Source organism: Fimbriimonas sp. LA-C6 (assembly GCF_055398105.1).
Genome location: NZ_AP038796.1, coordinates 2,495,493 through 2,516,332, shown reverse-complemented (window position 1 = coordinate 2,516,332; position 20,840 = coordinate 2,495,493). Strand labels below are relative to the sequence as shown.

Genomic DNA, 20,840 nt, shown 5'->3' with positions numbered 1-20,840 from the left:
GCGAGGGGGAGTTAGGGTGTTGTGACTAGCTTGTCTTCTTCGACCTTTGTGGGGCCGACTACAGTGTAGGGTCCCTGCAAGGCAGCGATATCGCTGGCGCGGGTACCCAGCTTCTTGTTCTTGTCCCACATGGATCCGAAGGTTAGGGTCGGGACAATGGATGGGAAGTGGGCTTTCTTCACTCGCAGCAGAGTCTGCGTGCATCCTCGGCAGGGGCTGAGGTTGATGTCTAGGTCGATCTTCTTCACCCGTGCCCAGAATGTGGCAGGCTGAGTGGAGCACCAGTTTTCAAACTGAGCTTCCGCGTGGTGGGAGCTGGACTTGTCACTTTCCTTCATTTCGGTGACGTTGTAGGTTTCTAGACGCACTTCGGGATTTGCGGGTGTTGCATTAAACACCGCACCACCAACGGATCGCGTCATGGTTTCGGAGGCGATTGTGGCGAGATAGGCGGGCGACGGGTTCTTACCCATCCTGGAAAGTTGAGAAATGGCCTTTTGTTCTGCTGCCTGGTAGTCCTGGGTTGATATTGACTTGCCAGGCGTCTTGTAGCGCGCTTGCAACAACGTCTGTCTGAAGTCTTCTATTGGTTGTCTTGCGGGACCGACGTTGCCTTGGATAGGTGGCAGATTGGGTGCGATCGCTGTACCTTCTTGTCCGGCAGTTGGGCTGTCTTTGCGTGCATCCTTCTTGCTACCTAGTCCGGTTCCAACGGTTGCTTGGGTACCTGGCACGACACCTAGCTTCACCCGGAGGAGACACTGTTTCTTCTGGCCCCAGAGGTCTTCGATTGGCTCTTCCGGGCTTGCCGAGGCCAACACTTGGTGGGCACCGGACTCTGTGACTTCTCCAAGGCGGAGGGAGTGAAGTCCTTGGGGTTTTAGCTCCGTTAGAATTTGTCCGAGGATCACATTGATTTGAGCCGGTGTGTGCTCTCCTGACACTCTCTGTGCCACCTGGACTCGTGCCGCTTCTTTCACTGGGCTGAGTTCTGTCTTCTTCTTGTCCGCTGGCTTCTCTTTGCCGATACCGAAGAGCTTGCCTGCGGCCTTGACTAGGCCGACGGCTTTGTTGATGACCCAGTCGATGGCGGCGTTGATGGGTTTGCGGATTTTTTCTATGATCGATTTGATCTTTTCGCTGAGGCCGCCGACTCCGAGGAGGCTGGCTAGGAAGCCGATGACTACGGGGAGGGCTTTGGCAAGGGCGTTTTCTACGAAGTTGGCGGCTACGGAGATGTTGCCTTGTGCGATGGCGGTGACGGAGTCGATGACGGCGTTGACCAGTTCCATGATCTGTTTGCCGCGCTCGATGAAGAACATGACGATGTCGTAGATGGCTTTGCAGGCTTTGATGAAGGCGCTGGCGGGGTTGAGGAGGCCGATGATCCAGGTGACTCCGGCCATGATCACCTTCTCCATGACGAAGGTCTTGACCTGCTCTACGACGGTGGTTCGGAGGTCTTCGACTTTTTCTTGGATGAGGCGCCAGATGCCTCCTAGGCCCTCGGTGCGGATGACTTGGAAGATTTCGGCGGCGGTTTCTAGAGCGCCGACTACTTTCTCACCTACGATGTTGACGGCCCTTGCGCGGATGTTTTGGTAGGTGAGGCCGAGGACTTGGAGGACTAGGCTGAGGATTCCTTTGAGGTCGAAGTTATCGGGGATCTGGATACCGGCGTTGGCAAGTTCTCCGAAGAGCCAGTTGAGGAGTGCGGCTTTGAGGTGTTTGCCGATGTTGTCGATGAAGTTCAGGAAGCCTTGTTTGACGCCTGCGACGAGGTTGCCGAGGAATCCGATGGGGTCTGCGATGATGAGATCGATTGCGTTGGCTGCTTTTGCGAGGGTGCTGAGCAGCATGTTTTTGATCTCGATGATCGTGTTGATGACCTCTTTTACGGCATCCATGGCGCGTGATACGAGGCCTTTGTTGGCGGCCCGCATCTCTTTGATGCGGTCGTTCACTTGCTGCATGCTGTCGGCGTACTTTTGAGCCAGGCCGTCTACGAGGCGTTGGCGGCTTTCGTTGACTTGCTGGTCGAGTTCGTCGAACTGGGATTGGATGTCTTTTGCTGCTTCATCGCCGATCTTTTGAAGTTCTTGAGGCAGGTTTTTGACGTACTCTTGGATGCTCTTTTTGCCGTCGTTGATGAGCTGTTTGGCTTCGGTGAGGCCGGTTTCGACGATGGTGGCCACTTGATCGATGACGCCGTCCATCTCGATGAGGTAGTTGGCTTTGCCGTCTTCGTAGAACTGGTTGACTTCGTCTGGGAGGTCGAAGAGTTTGTCTTTTAGCCAGAGCGCGCCGCCGCCTACTCCGCCGTATCGGTCGTCTTTCCAGGCGGTGAATTTTTTATCGACGTAGGTCTCGAAGTTGGTTCGGGCGGTTTCGGCGCCTTTGTCGAAGAAGGTTCCGGCGTCGGTTTCTAGCTTGGCGAGGCGGTCGGTGACCTTGGTTTTGGTGTCTTCGAAGCGGCGTTGGATTTCGGCTGCGATTTCGACTCGTTTTTGCTCGTCGGTGGTCTTGGTGCCTTTTTGCTCGCCGAGTGCTTTGGCGAGGGAGGCGTCGCGTTTGCCGTGCATTCCGGTGAGTGCAGCTACGGCTTCTTGTTCTGCACCTTGTTTGGCTCCGCCGAGGAGTTGGTTTTCTTCGGCGCGGAACTGTTGAGGGGCTGTTTGGGACTGTTCGGCGGCGGCTTGTTTTGCATCAGCGGCAGCTGTGAAGGTGGGTTCGTTTGAGCTGCGGAGCTGTTTATCGGTGACGCCTGCTTGGGACATCTGGTCTTCGACTTGGCGCGGGCCGGTGTCTAGGGATACTTGCTCGTCGGGGCGTTTGGGAGGGATGGCTTGGCTTGCGCTGACGGAGGCGGGGGGCGGGCCGACTGGGGTTGGGGTTAGGGTTTCGGCTTCGCGTGGTTTGATGCCGTCCGTGCTGGGCTTCTCTTTGTTGGCTTCGGGGATGCCTCCGGCGGCGGTGTCTTTTTCTTTGTTGACGGTTGACTGGAGGTCGCCCTTGAGTTTGCCGACGTTGTCTTTTTCTTTGAACTCGTCGGCCTGCTCTAGGTTTTTGGGCATGACCGATTGGATCTTGGCTTTGAGGTCTTTTTTGAAGGCTTCTCGGTCGAAGGGGTTGGTTGGTTTCTCGGAGAGCTTTTCTACGTGGCCTGCGGCGGCTTGCGAGTCGACCTCGGATGTGGGGCTGACGGCGGCGGACTGTGCTGCGGCGGCGGCGGCGGGTCCTCCTGGGTTTGCTTTTTGGGTGGTTGCAGCGCCGCCTACGCGCTGCTTGACCTTTTTGAAGTTGGGGTCTTCTTCGGGGGATGGCGTGGGGAGATCGCCGTTTGCAGCGGGTTGGTCGCCGGTGTCGGTGGGAGTATCTGAAGCTACTTCTGGTGCGGGCGGTTCTGGCTTTTCGGGCTCCGTGGTGACGGCGGGTTCTGGTTTTGTTTGTTGGGCGGGCTTGGGTGTTGGGGCCTGTTTTGCCTGGGTTTGGGCTACGGCGGTTGGGGTTTCGGTTTTTACTTCGGGGACTGGGTTTGCGCTGGCGGTTGCTTCGGGGAGCTCGGTTTTTACGGCTTGGGGGAGGTCTTCGGAGTGTTTGAGCAGGACGGCATCGCGGACGCTGGGGGAGACTCGGTTGAGGATTTCCGCGGCTGAGCCGGAGGCTTGTTCGGGGTCGTTTTGGACCTCTCGCTGGATCTCTTCGGAGACTTCCTCTACGGGGTGCGACTCTTTTCGCATGCGCCGGAGGATGGTGCCGTGTAGGGCGGTGGGGACGACCGTAAGCGGTTTGGTGAGGACTCCGCCGCTGAGGGCTGTGCGGGCGGCTGAGTCTGCTTCGGTTTCGAATGGGCTGGCGCTTGGGCCTGCTAGGCTGAGGGTTTGGGTGGCGGGGACGTTACGCTGTTGGATGGTGTGAGCGACTTCGTGGGCGACTAGGAGCTGGCCGCTTGTGGTTTGGGGATTGAATTCGCCGTGGCCGAAATAGATGTCGCTGCCATGGGTGAAGGCGCGAGCTTCTAGGCTGGATGCGAGGTTGCCTGCGTGGTGGTCGGTGTGTAGGTTGACGTTGCTCAGGTTGGTTCCGAAGCTGTTTTCTAATCTGCTGCGTAGGCTTGTGGGGAGCGGTTGGGGCTGCGATTTGGCGACCGCCTTTGCAGGGGTCTTTGCAGGAGTCTTTACGGGGGCCTTGACTCGCTCCTTGACTGCGCTCATTGGTTGAGTCCTTCGTAGAACGAGCGCGCCGCTTGTGCTCCGACCTGCTCTGGTCGGGATCTGGGTTGGATGGGCGAGGAGAGTTGGAGACCTTCGCGGGCGGTTGAGAGGTTGGGTGGTTGTTGTGATTGGAACAGGCGGCCGAGTTCTAGTCGGAAAGCCTCGGCTGCCCGGCGTGCTTCGGTTTGGCCGAGACCGGTGAAGGTGATCGACTCGATATGGATGTTGACCACGGGTCGGTTCATGCCCACCCCCGGGTTTCGGATTCGGTCATGGGGCGCTCAAGCTTTTGATACTCGGTGCGGGCGCTGTTTAGAATGTGCTTCATGCCTACCGGCACACCTTCGTCGGCTGCTTGGAAGGCTGCGTTGAGGGCGACGTTTCGGATGCTTCCGCCGGAGAGGCTCATTTGGGCTAGGCGTTCGGATTCTAGACCTTCGGTTGGGGTTTGGTCTGTGAAGGCGCGCTGCCAGATGCGTTGTCGTTGTTCGGCATCGGGGAAGGGGAACTCGACGACGAAGCGGAGGCGGCGGAGGAAGGCGGTGTCGAAGGAGCTCTTGAGGTTGGTGGTGAGGATGGCGAGGCCGCGGAAGGCTTCGATGCGTTGGAGTAGGTAGCTGACTTCGATGTTGGCGTAGCGGTCGTGGCTGTCTTTGACTTCGCTTCGCTTGCCGAAGAGGGCGTCGGCTTCGTCGAAGAGGAGCACTGCACCGCCGCTTTCTGCGGCATCGAAGATGCGTCTTAGGTTCTTTTCGGTCTCGCCGATGTATTTGCTGACGACGGAGGCGAGGTCGATTCGGAAGAGATCGAGCCCCATTTCGTTGGCGACGACTTCGGCGGCGAGGGTTTTGCCGGTGCCGCTTGGTCCGGAGAAGAGGGCGCTGATGCCTAGTCCGCGCGCGCCTCGGGAGCCGAAGCCCCAGTCGTCGTAGACTCGGAGTCGCTGGCGGACGTGGGCGCAGATTTGGCGGAGCGTGTCTGTTTGGGCGGTGGGGAGGATGAGGTCGTCCCAGGTGGCGGTGGGTTCGGTTCGGGCGGCTAGTTCCTCTAGTCGGAGTCGTGCGTGTTTACGGGCTGCGTGCCATACGGAGTGTTCTTCTCCGTTCGCGAGGGCTTCACCAGCGGCGTTTCGGATGGACTCGGGGGAGAGGGTGAAGTGGCCCACCAGGCGGTCGAGGGAGTTTTGGTATTGGGGGGCGTGTTCGCCGAGGGCTGAGACCCAGAGCTTTTTCTGTTCTTGGGCCGTTGGGGGGTTTACCTCTAGGGCGAGGGAGTTGGGGGCTTTGACGGTGCTTCGGTCTCGGGTGAAGAGGACTCTTGGTCCGCGGACTCGTTCTAGGAGTTGCTTGGCGCCTTCGAAATCTTCTTCCTCGGCGACGAGGACTGAGCCTAGGACTGCTGCGTGTCTTTCCCAGAGGACGCAGAATGCGGGGATGTCGGCTGGCTGGCGTGCGCGCATGGCGCTCCAGGAGTAGGCCTCACATGCGCCTCGGACTACGGCTGCTTTGCCGACGGCGTCTGGGCCGTAGAGTTGGATGAGTTCGTAGCCTTGCTCCCAGGCTCGTGCGACGCGCTGCACTAGGTCTGCCTGATCGAGGGTCATGGGGCGTTCGGCTTCTAGGGGGATCAGCTCTTGGAGCAGGCGTTCGTCGGTGGCCTCGGTGCCTGCTAGGAGGTGGAGCACCCACTCGTCGATTTTGAGGGGGCTTTGAGTGAGGGTGAGGCCGCCTGCGACTTCGATGAGCCTCCATCGGCGCAGTGCTGAGTCTGGTGCGAGCGCGACCCAGTTGGGGTTGGGGAGGACGCTCATGGCTAGGCTGAACGTGGGGTAGCCGCGCTCGGGGCCTTGTTTTTCGCGGAAGAAGTCGTGGAATTCGGGGCGGAACTCGGCGGCGGCGCAGAGGGCGATGAGGGATGCTTCGAACTCGGAGAGTTGGAAGACGTTTGCTAGGTGGAGGAGTGTGGTGGACGCCTCAAGGTTTAGGGCGACGTCTTCTCCGCGAAGTCGTCGCTCTAGGCCGTCTAGCAGAGGCGCGAGGCTCATTACACTGTCACCGTGGGGCCTAGGGCAGGTTTCTTGAGGGCGTCCACGTAGACCCCTTCGGCGTTGTCGACTCGGATACGGACCACGTATTTGCCTGCGGGGACGCCTGCAAGGGGGAAAACGAGGTCTGTGATGGGGGGTGCGCCCGCTCGGTCGGGGAGTTGGATTTTTATGGCTGGGTCGTTTGAGTTCAGCTTGTTTAGGAGCACGAATACGATTTGGGGTTTTGTGACTCCTAGATCGACTTTTACTGTGAGGTCTCCGGCTGCGACTCCGGCTGACAGGACGAGTGGTTGGACTGCGAAGTAAAGGGAGTTGCTCTCGAAGGTTCTGACGGTGGGTGGGTCGCCCATGCTGATGTCTCGGGTGACTTGGACCGAGTGGACGCCTCCTATGATTGCAGCTGGGAGCGTGAATTGGATGGACTCTGAGGTGTGGTTGGGCGGGTTGATTGAGGTTGATCCATCAACTAAGACTTTTACGGTGGGATCTCCTAGGCCACTGCCTTCTAGGGTGACGCTGCCCTGTTTCATGATGGGCTCGATTTGGCCGTTGGAGCTGCGTACTGCTGTGAGTACCGGGTCGGCGGAGGCGATGACTGCTCCGGAGAAGCGGCGGACGGGTGGGGCGGCTTCTCGTTCTTGGTCGGCTTCTACGATGACCGTTGTGGCGGTTAGGCCGATGGAGAGGAGATGATCCATTTGGGGGAACATTCCGAAGTATTTGGAGAGTTCGTCCAGCGGGAGGGCGTGGACGGATAGTTTGACTTGCTCGATCTGCTTGGCGAGGCTTGAGTCTTTGAGTGCTTTGTTCGCTTTGACGACGTTCTCGATGGTTTTTCTATCTAGGAACGGCGAGTTGTGGAGGGCTTGCAGCACGTAGCCCATGATGGTTTCGGAGCCGTAGTCGTCGTTATAGGGGAAGAAGGACAGCACGTAGTGCATGTCGTAAGCGGTTCGGGGACGAGCTCTTAGTGAGCCGTCTGGGCGACGGGTGGGGAGATCTTCGTTGCACCATCCCATGTTGGGGGTGACGTGCAGGAGGTAGATATTGACGGCCGCGTTTGATTGGGACAGGAGGTCGTCGGGCTTTCCGCTGATGGCGGTTCCTGCGCTGGCGGCGGTGAGGGCATCCAGCAGCATCTGCCTTATGGTCGCTGTGACGGTGGCAAAGGCGAGCGCACTCTTCATCTCATTTCACTATCTCTCTTTCTCAAATGTTGCTCCAGCGCGCTTTCGCGCTTGGTGACAGGCACAGCCCTAGTTGTGGGGGCTGGGGTTGGACGAGGAGACGCATTGATCTCCACACGTCCTATGGAGACGTTTACGATTGGCGAACTGGATGGTTCTACTGTTTCCACCGGCTCGATTTGGGTTACTGGGTTGAGCGTTTGGTGGAAGGAGATTGCGCCCTCGATGCTCGGGGTGTTTTGTGTGACTTCTTTCACGAGCTGTGCTGGGAGGCGCTGGGTACGGATGACTTCTTGGACGACTCTCTGTTCGGCAGGTGTGGCAGGAAGCTCGGTTAGGTCCGCAGTGGGTTCCGTTAGCGTGGGTGCGTCGGGACGGGACGGGGTGGATGTGCGGCGGGAGACGGGTTGGGCGCGTACGGTTTGGTCGACTACGATTCGCTGAGTGTCTTGGTGTATGGACTCGAAGGTGATGGTTTGTGGCTCGCTTTGTTGGGTGTATTCGGGCTGGTGGTTATTGGCGATGGGATCGGGTTCGGTTGGGGTGGGTGCTAGTTGCTCGGTTGCGAGTTGGGGGGTGTCGATTCTGAATTCGACTTGGCTTTCTGGCTCGGATTCGAGCTGATGTGATGGCGTGGCGGCTTGTGGTTTTGCTTGAGTGGATTGGGTCGTAGCTTGTGGTGTGGGTGCTGGCAGGGAGACTTCGGAGGTTTCCTCGAAGAGGCCATCCATTTCTCCTGAGGATTCTTCTTTGTTCTCGAACAGGCTTGGGAGGCGTGGCTCGACCATGGGGCGGTCGCCGGTGATCTTTGTTACGAGAAGGTCGAAGATGTCGCTCATCGCCGTGCCATCTCCATGTAGAGTTTGCGTCGTTTGGCGGTGAGGTTTAGGATTTCGGACTCGGTCCAGCCGTATGCTTTGGCGAGGGCGTGGATTTCTTGGAAGGTTCTCACGGCCCAGGTTTGGAGTTCGGAAAGGAAGAAGCGGGCGGCGTCGAAGGGGACGTTTAGCTCTGCGCCACAGGAGGAGCAGCCCATGACGATTTCTAGGGCGGAGATGGAGTCTCGTTCGGCGAGTTCTTTTCCTACTTTGGCGATGGTGTCGTCTTGAATCGCTTCCGTGTCAGTTGTGCTAGATACTAGGACACGGTTGAACAGTGTCCTTTTCGCTTGAGAGAGGGGCACTTTGGAGAGGCTTAGTAGGTCCCTTGTGGTGGGTGGTCTCAATTCAAACTCCTGGCCATCGAGTGCGATTTGGTAGGTGGCTGGCACTGGCTGTGCGGCTGCGAGGATTGCGTCGAAGTCGAGTTCGAACTCGGATCTTCCGCCACAGGATTCGCAGGTGACGATGGATTGGCCAGTGGCACCAAAGATCGCCCTTCTTACTTGAAGGATTCGTTTGTCTCGCTCGGCCAGTGGGAGGTTTGCGGCTTGCTCACGACTGAGGTCGGGGTAGGCCATGCAGACTACCGAAAGCGAGCCCAGCGCCGGGTGGACACCCGACGCTGACTCCCAGAGGTTTAGCAGATCTGCGGCACAGAGGGTCCTCACTGGACTCCTTTAAAGCGCAAGTTCTGCAGGTTCGGCGACGGTTGCATCGCGCTCCCATCCCTCGTTTTCCAGCTTGATATGTTGGATGGCCACTGCGTTTGCGTTGGCGTCCAGGTCTGGGAGAGCTTGGTACTCGGAGACCCAGCAGCGGTAGACCTTGTAGGCGATTACCAGCTGTCCGGCTTCGTTGTACATCTCGATCACCAAGTCTTTGCGGAAGTCTTTGAGGGAGACTTCTGCGCCGAGGCCGGTGTTGTGGTTCCAGACCTTGTTGGCCCATGCTTCGAACTCGACGTCGTGGGTGACGCCTCGCTCTAGGGTGATGGCTTCGTACTTGGTGCGTCCTGGCGATTTTCGGCCGCTGCTGGGATCGCCACCTTCTCTGTGCTCCACCACTTCGGTGGTGCGCTTGAGGGCGCTGACCTTGCTGACACCTGCCACGTACTTGCCGTCCCATCGGACGCGGAACTTGAAGTTTTTGTACGGATCGAACCGTTGTGCGTTAACTGAAAATGCTGCCATCTGTGCCTCTAGCTATCCTGCCCTCTCGTGATCTGCTCTAGTTTGAGGATCACAAACTCGGCGGGCTTTAGGGGAGCAAAGCCCACAATCACGTTGACGATTCCGTTGTCGACATCCGCTTGCGTGGTCGTGTCGTGGTCGCACTTTACGAAGTACGCGCTGGCGGGTGTTGAGCCTGCGAAGGCACCTTGTCGAAACAGTGTGTGGAGGAACGAGCCGACGTTGAGTCTGATCTGGGACCAGAGTGGATCGTCGTTTGGCTCGAATACGACCCATTGCATTCCACGGTACAGGCTCTCTTCGATGTAGAGGGCGAGTCGTCGGACTGGGATATATTTGTAGTCGTTCGGGTTGCGGTCGTCTCCTGCGAGGGTGCGGGCACCCCAGACGACTCGACCGACTCCTGGTTTCACTCGGAGGCAGTTGAGCGCGAGCGGGTTGAGTTCGCCGTTTTCGGGATCGGTGAGGGAGACGCTCAGTTCGGGGACGCCCATCATGATGGTTTCGAGTCCGGCGGGAGCCTTCCAGACACCACGCTGGGTGTCGGTTCGCGACATGATTCCGGCGATGGTTCCGCAGGGGGCGAAGTTGCCGGGGCGGTTGTCTCGCAGGGGATCTGGCTGGCGGAGCATGGGCCAGTAGAGTGCAGCGTGGTCGCTCTTGGCGAATGCGAGGGCTGCCATGCCTGCTTTGGCTTGGTCTTTGGTGAGCCAGGTGCTGGGTGGATCGACCACCATGATGGCTCTTCGGTCGATACAGTAGCTGATGGCTTCATCGATGAGACCTGCATCAATGTCCTTGCTGAGGGTGTATGGCGGGATGCATAGGATGTTGAACAGGTCTGCTTTCTCTAGGGCGTAGATTCCTTGCTTGGGAATTCCTCGGCCTTGGTAGTCGGCCATTGAGAGCTCGGCACCGTCGCTGCCTTGGCCATCGGTTTGGACTTTGGAGCTGTTGGTGTCGTTCCAGCGGTCTTTGAGCGAGGTGACGCCTTTGGTGGCGATGGGCTCGCTTGGCTGTGGCAGACCAGGTACGGCAGTTGCGGTGACGAGGGTCGATCCGTTTGCCAGGACGGATGTGACGTACCGGTTGGAGTTCGGGTCTGTGGAGACGTTGAGGAACTCTTCGGTTTGGCCTGTGCCGGTGTCGATGAGATAGAGGTTGAAGGTCTTGGCGTCGCCGCTAAGCACCTCGGTGGTGATGCGCGCTCGGAGGTTGTTGCCCCAGGTTCCGGGGCTGGCTGCGACTAGCTGAAGGCCGCCGACGGTGAGGGTTGCATTTGCGATTGGAGCGATTGCGGAGGCTCCAGCATTTGCGGCGGCTGCGATGACGGCTGGCGTTACGGCAGCTGCCACGGTGGCAGGGCTTGGGGGCTGAGTGGTTCGGGCTCTTGTGGCTTGAGCGACTAGATCTACCACTGGCTTGACCGCTGGGTTTCCGAGCGATTGGACTCGGGCTGCTGTTTCGGCTGCGGTTGCGAGATCGAAAACGTGCGGGTTGGTGGCTGCGGAGTCTGTGATCGCTTTGCGGACTGCGTCGAGGGCTGGGCCTTCGGCGGTGGATTGGGCTGAAATTGCGTCGTTGGCAGCTTGTGCTTTGGCCCGTGCGTCGGCTTCGTCTGATCCGGCTTTTGCTGCGGCGGCTACTGCGAGGCCTGCTTGCTTCTGGTCGTTATTGGGGAGACCGTTTGCGGCTGTTGTTGCGAGCGTGGCGAGCTGGTCTGGCGTTTTGCCTGCTGGCGCGCCCGTGATTGCAGCTAGTGCGGCTGCAGCGCCGGTCTTACGATCGGTCGCTGAAGCCTTGAGGGCATCGGCTTGATCGGTTCCTGCTTTGGACACTTCTGCGACGGTGGGCAGGCCTGTGGAGACGAGGCGAACTGCATCGGCTACGTATTGAGCGCCTACTACTTTTGCGGCATCGTTTGCTGGCTCGTTTGCTACGGCGGCGTCGGCTTTGCCTTGGACGGTTTGCGCTGTGGCGTTTACGGCAGCGGCTTCGTTTGTTACGGCTGTCTTGACGTCGTTGGCGGCGGCTGTTGCGCGGGTCTTTGCTGCGTTGAATGCTACGAGACGTGCGGCTTCATCAGCAAAGGAGGGGGCATAGAGGCGCACCACGATCGCTTGGGATCCACCGTTGATGAAGAAGTCTCTTATTGCGTAGCTCAGGGTGCTATCTGCATCGAGACCCCCAAAAACGCGCTCGAAGTCGGCCCAGCTGTTGAGCGTGATGGGATCGTTTACGGGTCCTCGGTTCGCTCGTCCGACAAAAGCGGTAATGGATGTAGCAACGCCAGCGATGGGCCGGACACCACTTGCTACTTCTTCGATGTAGACGCCAGGATACGTGGGCGTAATGGGCATAGGTCACCTTTCGTTTGAACAATACACCGCAAGTTGACGGGGTAAGTACGAGTGTCAATATATGAAATATGCTGGTAAGAATGCAAGGGGTTTTTTCAATATATTTTGCATTCGCGTAACATTTTGTTAACCTTGCTTGCCTCAAGCGAATTTGAATCTAAAAACCTCCCTTTTTGTGCTTAAGAAGCGCTTGAATTGGCACTTTTAGGGTGGATTCTATCTGAGAGTCGGAGCGTTCAATATATCAGGAGAATCTTCTTGCTCTAATGCAAAAGTGGGTCAACTAAACTTTGTCTTTGAGTTCATAAGAAGAGTAAGAACTAGGACGACAGCTGCCACGATGAGGAGTAGACTTGACAACGCGACTGCTTGGTCCAGATCGGATTCAAAACCGAGATAGATTGCCAGAGGTAGCGTTCGAGTTTGACCGAGCCGATTGCCTGCGAAGAGGATGGTTGCTCCGAACTCTCCGAGTGCTCTAGCCCAGGCTAGGCTGCCTGCGGCGACCAGTTGACCCCAGACTTCGGGGAGTGCAATGCGGCTGAATGTAGTGAGTTGACCGGCTCCATCTAGAGCGGCGGCTTCGTTTATGTCGGGGTCCAAGGCTCTGAATGCTCCGAGGAGTGGGCGGAGGAAGAATGGGGCGGCTACGAAGAGTTGGGCGAGGACTACGGCGCCGGCAGTGAAGGGAACTCCGATGCCCACTTGGGTTAGCCAGGGCCCAAGGAGACCCATTCGGCCGAAGGCCAAGAGCAGGGCGATGCCTGCCACGGATGGTGGGAGGACTGCTGGCAGGGTGATGAGGGCTTCTAGGGTTTTTCTGAGGGTCGGGTGGACTTTGGACAAGCCATAGGCGAAGGGAGTTCCGAGAACCATGAGCAGCGCGAGTGAGAGGGTTGTGGTTCGCAGGCTTACCCAGATGGCCGAAAGTGCTTCTTCGCTTTGGAGGTTGGCTAGGATTGTTGAGGGGACTGACTTTAGAATGAGGGCGAGTAGCGACACCCCTAGCAGGAGGACGAGAGGTAGGCCGAAGAGGGTCCAGCCGCAGCCTGACCCGAGTGGGGATCTTCGATGCTCCTCTCGTGTTATGCCCATGTTTTTACTGGGGAGGTGTGAAGCCTTGGGCTTTGAGGGCTTTTTTGCCCTCAGCTGAGAGCAGGAGGGTTATGAACTCGCGGGCTGCGGTTGGGTGCTGGGCGTTTTTTAGGACGGCGACTGGGTAGCTGATTTTGGGTTGCCAGGGTTTTGGAACTGCTAGGCTCTGGACTTTTCCTTTTGCGGCTACGGCGTCGCTGAGATAGACGATGCCAGCGTCTGCTTCGCCGAGTTGGACTTTTGCCAAGACGGCTTTCACGTCTTGTTCTTCGGAGACGACTTTGGATTTGACATCGCTTAGCCACTTGGCACCGTACTTGGCGCTTGCTGACTTGAGCATGGTGCGAGAGTAGCCTCCGACGGGGACTGCGGGGGCTGCTAGGACGATTCTTTGAACTCCTGCGAGGGCTTCGAGGGACTTGAGGGGAGTGGTGCCTTTGGGCGTTACGACTACGAGTTGATTGAAGGCGAATGTTTTGCGGGTCAGTGTATCGAATGCCACTTGGTCGAGGTTCTTTGGCGATGCGCTGGCGAAGAGGTCTGCGGGTGCGCCTTGGTTGATTTGCGACGCGAGTTGTTGCGATCCACCGAAGTTGAGGACGACTTTGACTCCGGGGTGTTGCTTCTCGTAGGTTTTGGCTAAGCTTTGAAAGCTGTCCTTTAGGGAAGCGGCAGCGAACACATCTAGTTCTTGAGCGTGCGTCCCGAATGCGATAGCTGCAAGGAATGTGAGCATGTTGTCTCCTATTCTGATGGGTGCGAAAGAGCAAACCGTCCAAACAATTTCAAATTCTCGGAGCGAGTACGAAAACGCCTTGGATTGGCAGATACATCCCGTTTGAGGTGCCGCTTAGAATTTGGCCCTCTTGTCGGGTGGAGATTCTCCATACAATCTAGTTCGGTAACCTGATCATGCACATCTACGGAAGTCCCGAGTAACGACCTTGCTTGGGACACCGTTCCGCTAAACTGAGCTGCGGTTAACAAGAATATGGGATTACCACCCGATTGGCAGCTGATCCTCAATGCCTTCCTGGAAGACACCTGTGTGCTGGTTGCTATTGCTTACTTGCTCACTCGGGGTCGAACGTTTTCTTGGCTGTTTGGGCATCGGGGCATTCGATCTCAAATCGCTTTGGGCGTTGTGCTTGGACTTCTTGGGAGCACGGAAGTCATCTTTCCAGGTGAACGGTTGCCGTATGTGGTGCATACGCTGATGGTGTTTTTCGCCATCATGTGTGGTGGCTGGATTTGTGGTCTGACTTCTGTGTTCGTGGTTGTTTTTGCGGTGCTGCTACCTTCGGCGCCCATTAAAGAGTTCGGACTGTTTACGGAGCTACCTTGGGTGTTCTGTCTTGCTGTTGCAGTCCAGCGGTACGCACCAAGCTTACGTTCTCCTTTCCAGGTGGCTATTTTGGGTGGTGTGACTCAAGCGATCGCTACAGTCGCGGCGGGCTTGATTTCGGCTCCGATGAGTTATTCGGTGGTGATCAAGACTGGGTTGGTGACGGGGTCGGCAAACGGTTTTGCCCTTTTCTTGCTCCTTCTGATTCTGAATGATGCGCGAACGCGATCTGAGAGTGAGAAGAATCGGCTTGAGGCTGAACAATCGAAGAGCCTCCTCGTCTCAGCCGACTTGGCTGCGCTTCGGGCACGTATACGTCCTCATTTCTTGTTTAACACTTTAACATCCATTGCTGCCCTTTGTGAGATTGACCCTAAGAAGGCGGAGGCTAACGTATTGCGTCTTAGTCAGTTGATCCGGCGGAGCATTGAAGTGAATACGACTTCGCTTGTTCCGTTAGAGACGGAGATGGAATACATTCAGGCCTTTGTGGATATTCAAACGGTGCGTTTTGATGACGCGATTGTGGCGGAGTTCCGAATTGATCCTGTGCTGGATCAGGTTCGGCTGCCTGCGTTTTCGCTCCAGACGCTTATTGAGAACGCATATCTACACGCCTATGTCACCCGGCATGAGAGAGGACGCATTGTGATCTCTGCGAGACGCATTCAGAATGCGGTGGTGATGGCCGTGTGGGACAATGGGGTAGGTGTCGAGCCGGCCAAGTTGGCTGAGATCAAGAGTTATGAGGACCCTCCCCATCATGGATTGGGCATTGCCGATAAACAACTACGTCTAACGTTTGGAGATCGGTCTCGGCTTCGGTTTTTCAGCAGGGTCGATGGCGGCACTCTGGTGGCCTTTCGAATTCCGGTGACATCCGCACCGAAGGAGCATGAACTGCGATGAAAGCAATTGTAATTGATGACGAAACACTCGCTCGGACCCATATTAAGAAGCTCCTGGCTATTCAGGGAGCGGAGGTTGTGGGCGAAGGCAAGACGGGCGTGGATGCGCTGAGCTTGGCTGAAGAGCATCAGCCTGACGTGGTTTTTCTGGATATTCAGATGCCTGACCTTACGGGGATGCAGGTTGCTGCGGCGCTGAATCAGCTTGATACGCCACCGTTTATTGTTTTCGTGACGGGATATTCTGAACATGCTCCGAAGGCCTTTGAGCATGGCGCTATGGACTATTTGCTGAAGCCTGTGCCGCCTGAACGGCTTGCCTTGACTCTTACTCGCATTCGGAAACAGCTTCAGCAGAAGGAAGAAATTGTCTCTGAGGAGGCGGTTACTGAGATGCTGACTCCGTTGAAGCGGCTTCCTGTTCGGACGGATTACGCCATTAAGCTGGTTCGGATAGAGGAGATCATGTGTGCGACCTCGCGTGACAAGAAGGTTTATATTCACACTCCTTCTGCGGAGCATAAGACTTATTACACGCTTGGTCAGTTGGAGAAGCTTCTTCCAGTGGACGAGTTCATGCGGATCCATGCTTCGGTGATTGTGCGGTTGGACAACATTGAGGAGTTGAACTTCTTGGGGAACCACACTTATTCGGTGGAGCTCTCTAGCGGATTGGTGCTTCCTGTGGGCCGGACCCATTTCCCTGAACTTCAGAAGAAGCTGGGTGTGCACGCGGTGACAAGTCGGCAGAGTTAGCGACTCGAGGTGAGGGTTTGGGCAACGGAGCCGTGCCTGGGATTTTATAGCGTCGCCAACGCTCTTTACACTAACGCGAGAGTCAGCCGAGGTTCCGAAGGTGAGCTTTTTAAAGCCACACGGTCAATCGGAAACAGTTCCTCTTTAGTCATGACCTAACGTTTGATTCGAACCGGTCCCTATATCCCGGCCGAAGTTCCGGCTCCACATTCTCTTTGGAGCTTGTGTTCCCTAGTATGCACGGCCCGCTGGTAAGACTGAGGACGTGGTGGAGCCACCACCCCATCCTGCAGTCAATGGCAAAATGGCAAGCTAGCGGTCTCATTTCTCCCCACAAGCGACAACCCTGCTCACCTATGTGAAATGTTCGGGAAATGCGCTGGAAAGTTACACGTATGCGCCAGCCAATCTGGTGCAAATGCTGGGGTATGTACATGATCAACAGGACTTAAAATGCTCTAAGGTATACGGAGGGTGTTAAGGCACTATTTTTCTTGACTATCTCTTAATATTGGGTCCCCATTCTGAAGTCGCAGGAGACCTATCATGCGCAAAGCTTTTACATTAATTGAATTACTTGTGGTAATTGCAATCATCGCGATTCTCGCGGCTATCCTCTTTCCCGTTTTTGCCCAAGCGAAAGAGGCTGCCAAGAAGACGCAGTGCCTCAGCAATGCCAAGCAGATTGGTACTGCAACGCATTTATACGCGGGCGATTACGACGACACGCTGTTGACCGATTACAAAGTGTGGGACAAGGGGAATGGATCTGTTTACGATCCCACCACAAATCCTGGTGGCTATAAAGTCACTTCCTACTACGTTTTGCTTCAGCCTTACATGAAGAGCTACACGCTTTTCCTTTGTCCTGACCGCAACGACAAGGGTGTTTTGGATGGTGTGAACTTCTCGGGCAAGGCGATTGCTTATGGTTACAACGAGGGTGTTGTGAGCGACCATGGATGGGGTTTGGTGGGTTATGACCAGGCAGATACTGTGGATAGCCGAGGCAAGAAGCGTAGCTTCCGCGTTGGATATAACTTCTCCCAGATCACGAACGTTGCCCAGACGTTTGCCTTTGGCGACACCAACGATGGCGGGAACCCTTCGATCACGGCAGACAATAATCTGAGCAAGATTGGTGACGGCACTCACGTTTCCCAGTCGGCTCTCCGACACGGCGCCGTGTGGCAGTACAACTATGCGGATGGGCATGCTCACTCGGTGAAGATGGTGGCGCTCGAATATCCTGGTTTTGGTTCGGTAGGAATGCCTGCTAACCAGAAAGATGCTTTGAGCCTATGCTCCGATCCAGATCGCGTTGGAACCGACCAAGGTGGTGGTTACCCGCTTGCATCGGAAACCGTGAAGTGTTCGGATGCCATCGCTGACATCTACAAGAACGGCGTCAAAAACCCTTAATTCTCGACTGTGGATGCAGGGGTTGTTCCTCTGCATTCCCCCTTTTTCTTCAAAGCACCACTGATGATTATCACCACGCTCGCTCTTCTTACAACTGTTTCTCAGCCCCTTCTTGCTGGGAAGATTATTGACACGCCCAAGCCTGGGAAGTTCGACTACATGATTGTCGACAACAAATATCGACGGCTTCTTTCTGCTCACACGGCGGCTGGAACGCTTTGCGTTCTTGATCTGAAAACCGACAAGGTGGAAGAGATTGAAACAGGGAAAGTTAATGGCGTCGTGCTCGATAAGAAGTTCAATCGGATCTTTGCGGCTGGCGTGGATCAGAAGCTTGTTTCACTTGACCGCGAGACTCTGAAGATTGTTGGCGAAGTGAAGTTTGACGGGCCTGCTGATGACCTTGTGATCGACACGAAGCGGGAAATGATCTATGTTTGCCATGACGATGGCGAAGAGGATTGGATTGTGGATGCCGAGAAGTTGGAGAAGGTTGGATCGGTTAAGATTGCCGGTGCTCCTGAGTTCGTGTTGTATGACTCTACCGCTGATCGGATTTTCCAGAACATCAAGCCGACGAACCAGTTGCAAGTGATTGATCCGGAAAAGAAGGAAGTGGTGGCGAGTTGGAGCACTGCTCCGATGACGAGCCCTCACGGGTTGGCGATTGATCACAAGACGCAGAAAGCATTTGCGGCTGGCAAGAACGGAAAGCTGGCCGTGTTTGACATTGCTACCGGGAAGCTCCTTGAGACCGTGAAGATCTCAGAAGGCACCGATCAGATTGCTTTTGACAAGGACCTCAAGAGGATTTACTGCCCCGGCAACGGATTTTTGAGCGTGCTTGAGGAGACAGACAACGGTGTGGTTTCCCTTGGTGAGGTTGAGATTCCGAAGAGTGCGCATACACTTGCTGTGGACCCTACTACTCATGATGTGTGGGTGAGCTACGTGGACGAGAAAGGCGCTCACTTGAAGCAGTTCACCGTGTCTAAGTAGATTGACCGCCGGGGAGCCAGACAGAAAACACCGCCCCGCCATTGGGGTGGTTGGTTAGTTGGATGGTTCCTTGTCTGGCTTCGACTAGGCGTTTGCAGACTGCTAGGCCGATTCCCGCTCCGCCTGAGCTGCGGTTGCGGTCGTCGTCGATTCTTACGAATCGGTCGAAGACCTTGTTCTCGAATCCTTCTGGGATGCCGGGGCCTTCGTCTGTGATGGAGAGTTCGGTGCCGTTGGCTGTTGTGCGAAGGGAGAGTTGGATTTGGGAGCCATTGGGGCTGAATCTTAGAGCGTTGTCGAAACCGTTATCTAGGATGACTCGGAGTTCGTCTGCAAGTAGGGCTGCGGTGGCGGGTTGTGTGTCGGCTTGGATCGTGACATTTTTTGAGTCGGATAGGAGCTTCCATCGCTCGACTGACTCTTTGACGACTGGCTCTAAGTTCAGGAAGGTCGCGTCCGTGTCGGGTGTGCGGGATGTTCGCAGGAGAGATTCGACGATGAGAGTCAGTCGATCTATTTCTCCGAGCATTGCTTTGTTGGATGCGACGTATTCTGCGGTTGTTCGCTCTCTCAGGAGGGTCGTCTCGATTCGGGTTCGCAGGATGGCGAGGGGTGTGCGTAGCTCATGGGCGGCGTCGGAGGAGAACTGTTCTTCTCGTTCCAAGGTCACTTGGATTCTTTCGAGCATGCCGTTTAGCTGTTCTGCGAAGGCACCGAACTCTGCTCGGTCTTGGCTATCGAGTCGGACTTTGAGGTTGGATCCACTGATGGCGGCGGCTTGTGCGGACAGCACTTCTAGGGGGCGGAAAACTGAATTTGCGGCGAACCAAGTGATGCCTCCGACCATGAGCGTCATGGGGAGCCAGAGCAGGCCGAGCACGAGCGCGAGTCTCTCCAGGCTTCGCTCGTCGTCTTCCCAGCTGGTGCCTGCCACCATTGTTTGGCCGCGAATTTCTTCTCCGTACATGAGGAGATGCCCAACTTTGTGAAACCCAATGACAGGCGTGATTGGGAGAGGGCCGATTACGTTGCTGCTTCGTTCAGTGGGATCGAACAGCGCTGCGGTGATGTATGGGCGGGAATCGTGCAACTCCAGCAGTTCACGTTCTACATTTTCTTCTTGGGCTGGAAGTCGTAGGGCTTGGTATAGCTCCTCGCGTTTCTGGGAGAGGGCGCTGTATCTGGCTCCGACTAGAATCAGTCCGAAGATGATTGCCAACACCACGCCCACGGTTGCTGTGGTGATGACACTGAGACGCGTTTTGTGACTAGATCTCACGGTTTTCTAGTACATAACCTTTTCCGCGCACCGTGTGGATGAGGCGGGATTGGCCCATGGTTTCCAGTTTTGTGCGCAGGTAGTTCATGTACACCTCGACTACATTGTCGTCTCGGTAGCCGGCATCGTTCCAGATATCTTTGAGCATTTGCTGTTTGGATACGGGTTCGCCTGGGCGCAGCATGAGCATTTCTAGGAGTGCAAATTCTGTGTTGGATAGGTAGAGCCAGTTCTCGCCGCGCCGGACTTTGCGTGATCTTGTGTCCATCCAGATGTCGCTGCATTCTAGGATCTCTTTGGTTTCGCGGTACCGCCGGAGTGAGGCTCTGACTCTTGCGAGCAGTTCGGCGAGCTTGAATGGCTTGATGATGTAGTCGTCCGCTCCGAGGTCGAGTCCTGTGACGGTGTCTTCTAGGGAGTCTTTTGCCGTTAAGAACAGGATGGGTACACGCGATCCGCTGTCGCGGAGGTGCTGTACGAACTCGAAGCCGTTCATGACGGGCATCATTACGTCCACGAGTAGGAGGTCTTGCTGCTCGACAACTTTGAGTGCTTCCTTTCCGTTGGGTGCAACGGTCACTTCGTAGCCGGACTCTCGCAGGGCTTGCTCCAGGAGTCCTGACATGGCGGGTTCGTCTTCTACGACTAGGATTCGAATAACGTTTTGAATGGGTGTCTAACCTCCTACGGCCATAACTTTTTGTAGCTGGTCTTTCACTTCGGCGGCCTCTCCCGATGGCGTGACCGACTCTGTGCTACCTGCCACTCCTGTCATTGCGTCGACATCGACCTCGGTGACTTTGTGGTTCTTCACCACCATGATGCCATAGATCCACTTACCTTCATCGAACTCAAAGAGTGCTTGGAATGCATGTCCACCGACTTTGGCCTCTGCCGCCTTCATTGCCTGCCATGGGGTGATTTTGCCATGAGGGTTTTTGGGAAGCTGAAATTTCTCATGGTTTTGCTTCTGGGGGTGATCTTGAGCGGTTGCTAGTGTCGTTAAGGTCTTGGCTGTTGAGAAAGCCCCAACGATGGCAAAGGCGCAGGTGACTAATAGGAGTCGGTTATTCATGTGCTGAGTTCCTTGTGGATTCTGGAGTCGTTCCCACGTAGTTAGTTAACATTGTTCGTATGCGGTTTCAGCTTGGAATGCC

At 56.2% G+C, this 20,840-nt stretch carries 17 protein-coding genes and 1 pseudogene; 4 read left to right on the top strand and 14 right to left on the bottom strand.

All coding sequences use genetic code 11. The annotated features are described in order from the left end of the window. Window positions 1-11: 11 nt before the first annotated feature. From ACZ51B_RS11685 to modA, 11 genes and pseudogenes are all read right to left on the bottom strand, one after another. Entirely contained in the window at window positions 12-4,214 is a 4,203-nt protein-coding gene (locus ACZ51B_RS11685) for an eCIS core domain-containing protein (RefSeq protein ID WP_464293505.1), read from the bottom strand. Beyond that, window positions 4,211-4,459, bottom strand: a complete 249-nt coding sequence (locus ACZ51B_RS11680; protein WP_464293504.1) for a hypothetical protein — start codon at window positions 4,457-4,459, stop codon at window positions 4,211-4,213. The genes ACZ51B_RS11685 and ACZ51B_RS11680 overlap by 4 nt, the downstream gene beginning before the upstream one ends. Continuing rightward, on the bottom strand, window positions 4,456-6,258 hold the full coding sequence (locus ACZ51B_RS11675) for an ATP-binding protein (protein ID WP_464293503.1): 1,803 nt from the start codon (window positions 6,256-6,258) through the stop codon (window positions 4,456-4,458). Before ACZ51B_RS11675 ends, ACZ51B_RS11680 begins: the two co-directional genes overlap by 4 nt. Further along, window positions 6,258-7,448, bottom strand: a complete 1,191-nt coding sequence (locus ACZ51B_RS11670) for a Pvc16 family protein (protein ID WP_464293502.1) — start codon at window positions 7,446-7,448, stop codon at window positions 6,258-6,260. The genes ACZ51B_RS11675 and ACZ51B_RS11670 overlap by 1 nt, the downstream gene beginning before the upstream one ends. After that, entirely contained in the window at window positions 7,445-8,287 is an 843-nt protein-coding gene (locus ACZ51B_RS11665; RefSeq protein WP_464293501.1) for a hypothetical protein, read from the bottom strand. The genes ACZ51B_RS11670 and ACZ51B_RS11665 overlap by 4 nt, the downstream gene beginning before the upstream one ends. Next, a complete protein-coding gene (locus tag ACZ51B_RS11660; protein ID WP_464293500.1) occupies window positions 8,284-8,997 on the bottom strand; it encodes a hypothetical protein in 714 nt (237 codons plus the stop codon). Before ACZ51B_RS11660 ends, ACZ51B_RS11665 begins: the two co-directional genes overlap by 4 nt. Window positions 8,998-9,006: 9 nt before the next feature. Then, a complete protein-coding gene (locus tag ACZ51B_RS11655; protein WP_464293499.1) occupies window positions 9,007-9,519 on the bottom strand; it encodes a phage tail protein in 513 nt (170 codons plus the stop codon). A gap of 8 nt (window positions 9,520-9,527) precedes the next feature. Next, the gene (locus ACZ51B_RS11650) at window positions 9,528-11,357 is read right to left on the bottom strand and encodes a phage tail sheath C-terminal domain-containing protein (RefSeq protein ID WP_464297184.1); all 1,830 of its coding nucleotides are present in this window, start codon (window positions 11,355-11,357) and stop codon (window positions 9,528-9,530) included. 261 nt (window positions 11,358-11,618) lie between these two features. Beyond that, window positions 11,619-11,879: pseudogene (locus ACZ51B_RS11645) on the bottom strand (phage tail sheath family protein); the annotation flags it as partial. Between the two features lie 279 nt (window positions 11,880-12,158). Beyond that, on the bottom strand, window positions 12,159-12,974 hold the full coding sequence (locus ACZ51B_RS11640; RefSeq protein ID WP_464293498.1) for an ABC transporter permease: 816 nt from the start codon (window positions 12,972-12,974) through the stop codon (window positions 12,159-12,161). A gap of 4 nt (window positions 12,975-12,978) precedes the next feature. Continuing rightward, the gene (modA, locus tag ACZ51B_RS11635) at window positions 12,979-13,710 is read right to left on the bottom strand and encodes a molybdate ABC transporter substrate-binding protein (RefSeq protein ID WP_464293497.1); all 732 of its coding nucleotides are present in this window, start codon (window positions 13,708-13,710) and stop codon (window positions 12,979-12,981) included. A gap of 255 nt (window positions 13,711-13,965) precedes the next feature. Here modA and ACZ51B_RS11630 point away from each other — a divergent pair, with 255 nt between their 5' ends. The 4 genes from ACZ51B_RS11630 to ACZ51B_RS11615 all read left to right on the top strand — a co-directional run bounded on the left by ACZ51B_RS11630 (window position 13,966) and on the right by ACZ51B_RS11615 (window position 18,404). Further along, window positions 13,966-15,228, top strand: coding sequence for a sensor histidine kinase (locus tag ACZ51B_RS11630; RefSeq protein WP_464293496.1), 1,263 nt, complete (start codon window positions 13,966-13,968; stop codon window positions 15,226-15,228). Beyond that, window positions 15,225-15,983 carry a LytR/AlgR family response regulator transcription factor gene (locus ACZ51B_RS11625; protein WP_464293495.1) on the top strand — a complete coding sequence of 253 codons (759 nt, stop codon included), beginning with the start codon at window positions 15,225-15,227 and terminating at the stop codon, window positions 15,981-15,983. The genes ACZ51B_RS11630 and ACZ51B_RS11625 overlap by 4 nt, the downstream gene beginning before the upstream one ends. 546 nt (window positions 15,984-16,529) lie before the next feature. Then, complete coding sequence (locus ACZ51B_RS11620; protein WP_464293494.1) at window positions 16,530-17,405, top strand: type II secretion system protein; 876 nt, start codon at window positions 16,530-16,532, stop codon at window positions 17,403-17,405. A 63-nt stretch (window positions 17,406-17,468) separates the two neighbouring features. Continuing rightward, on the top strand, window positions 17,469-18,404 hold the full coding sequence (locus tag ACZ51B_RS11615; protein WP_464293493.1) for a YncE family protein: 936 nt from the start codon (window positions 17,469-17,471) through the stop codon (window positions 18,402-18,404). On the opposite strand, the gene ACZ51B_RS11610 is transcribed toward ACZ51B_RS11615, so the two are convergent. Genes ACZ51B_RS11610 through ACZ51B_RS11600 form a run of 3 tightly spaced genes read right to left on the bottom strand, consistent with a single transcriptional unit; the run spans window position 18,397 to window position 20,758 of the window. Continuing rightward, entirely contained in the window at window positions 18,397-19,683 is a 1,287-nt protein-coding gene (locus tag ACZ51B_RS11610; RefSeq protein WP_464293492.1) for a sensor histidine kinase, read from the bottom strand. The genes ACZ51B_RS11615 and ACZ51B_RS11610 overlap by 8 nt on opposite strands. Further along, the gene (locus ACZ51B_RS11605) at window positions 19,673-20,335 is read right to left on the bottom strand and encodes a response regulator transcription factor (protein WP_464297183.1); all 663 of its coding nucleotides are present in this window, start codon (window positions 20,333-20,335) and stop codon (window positions 19,673-19,675) included. Before ACZ51B_RS11605 ends, ACZ51B_RS11610 begins: the two co-directional genes overlap by 11 nt. A 24-nt stretch (window positions 20,336-20,359) precedes the next feature. Then, window positions 20,360-20,758, bottom strand: coding sequence for a PepSY domain-containing protein (locus ACZ51B_RS11600; RefSeq protein WP_464293491.1), 399 nt, complete (start codon window positions 20,756-20,758; stop codon window positions 20,360-20,362). Between the last annotated feature and the right edge of the window lie 82 nt (window positions 20,759-20,840).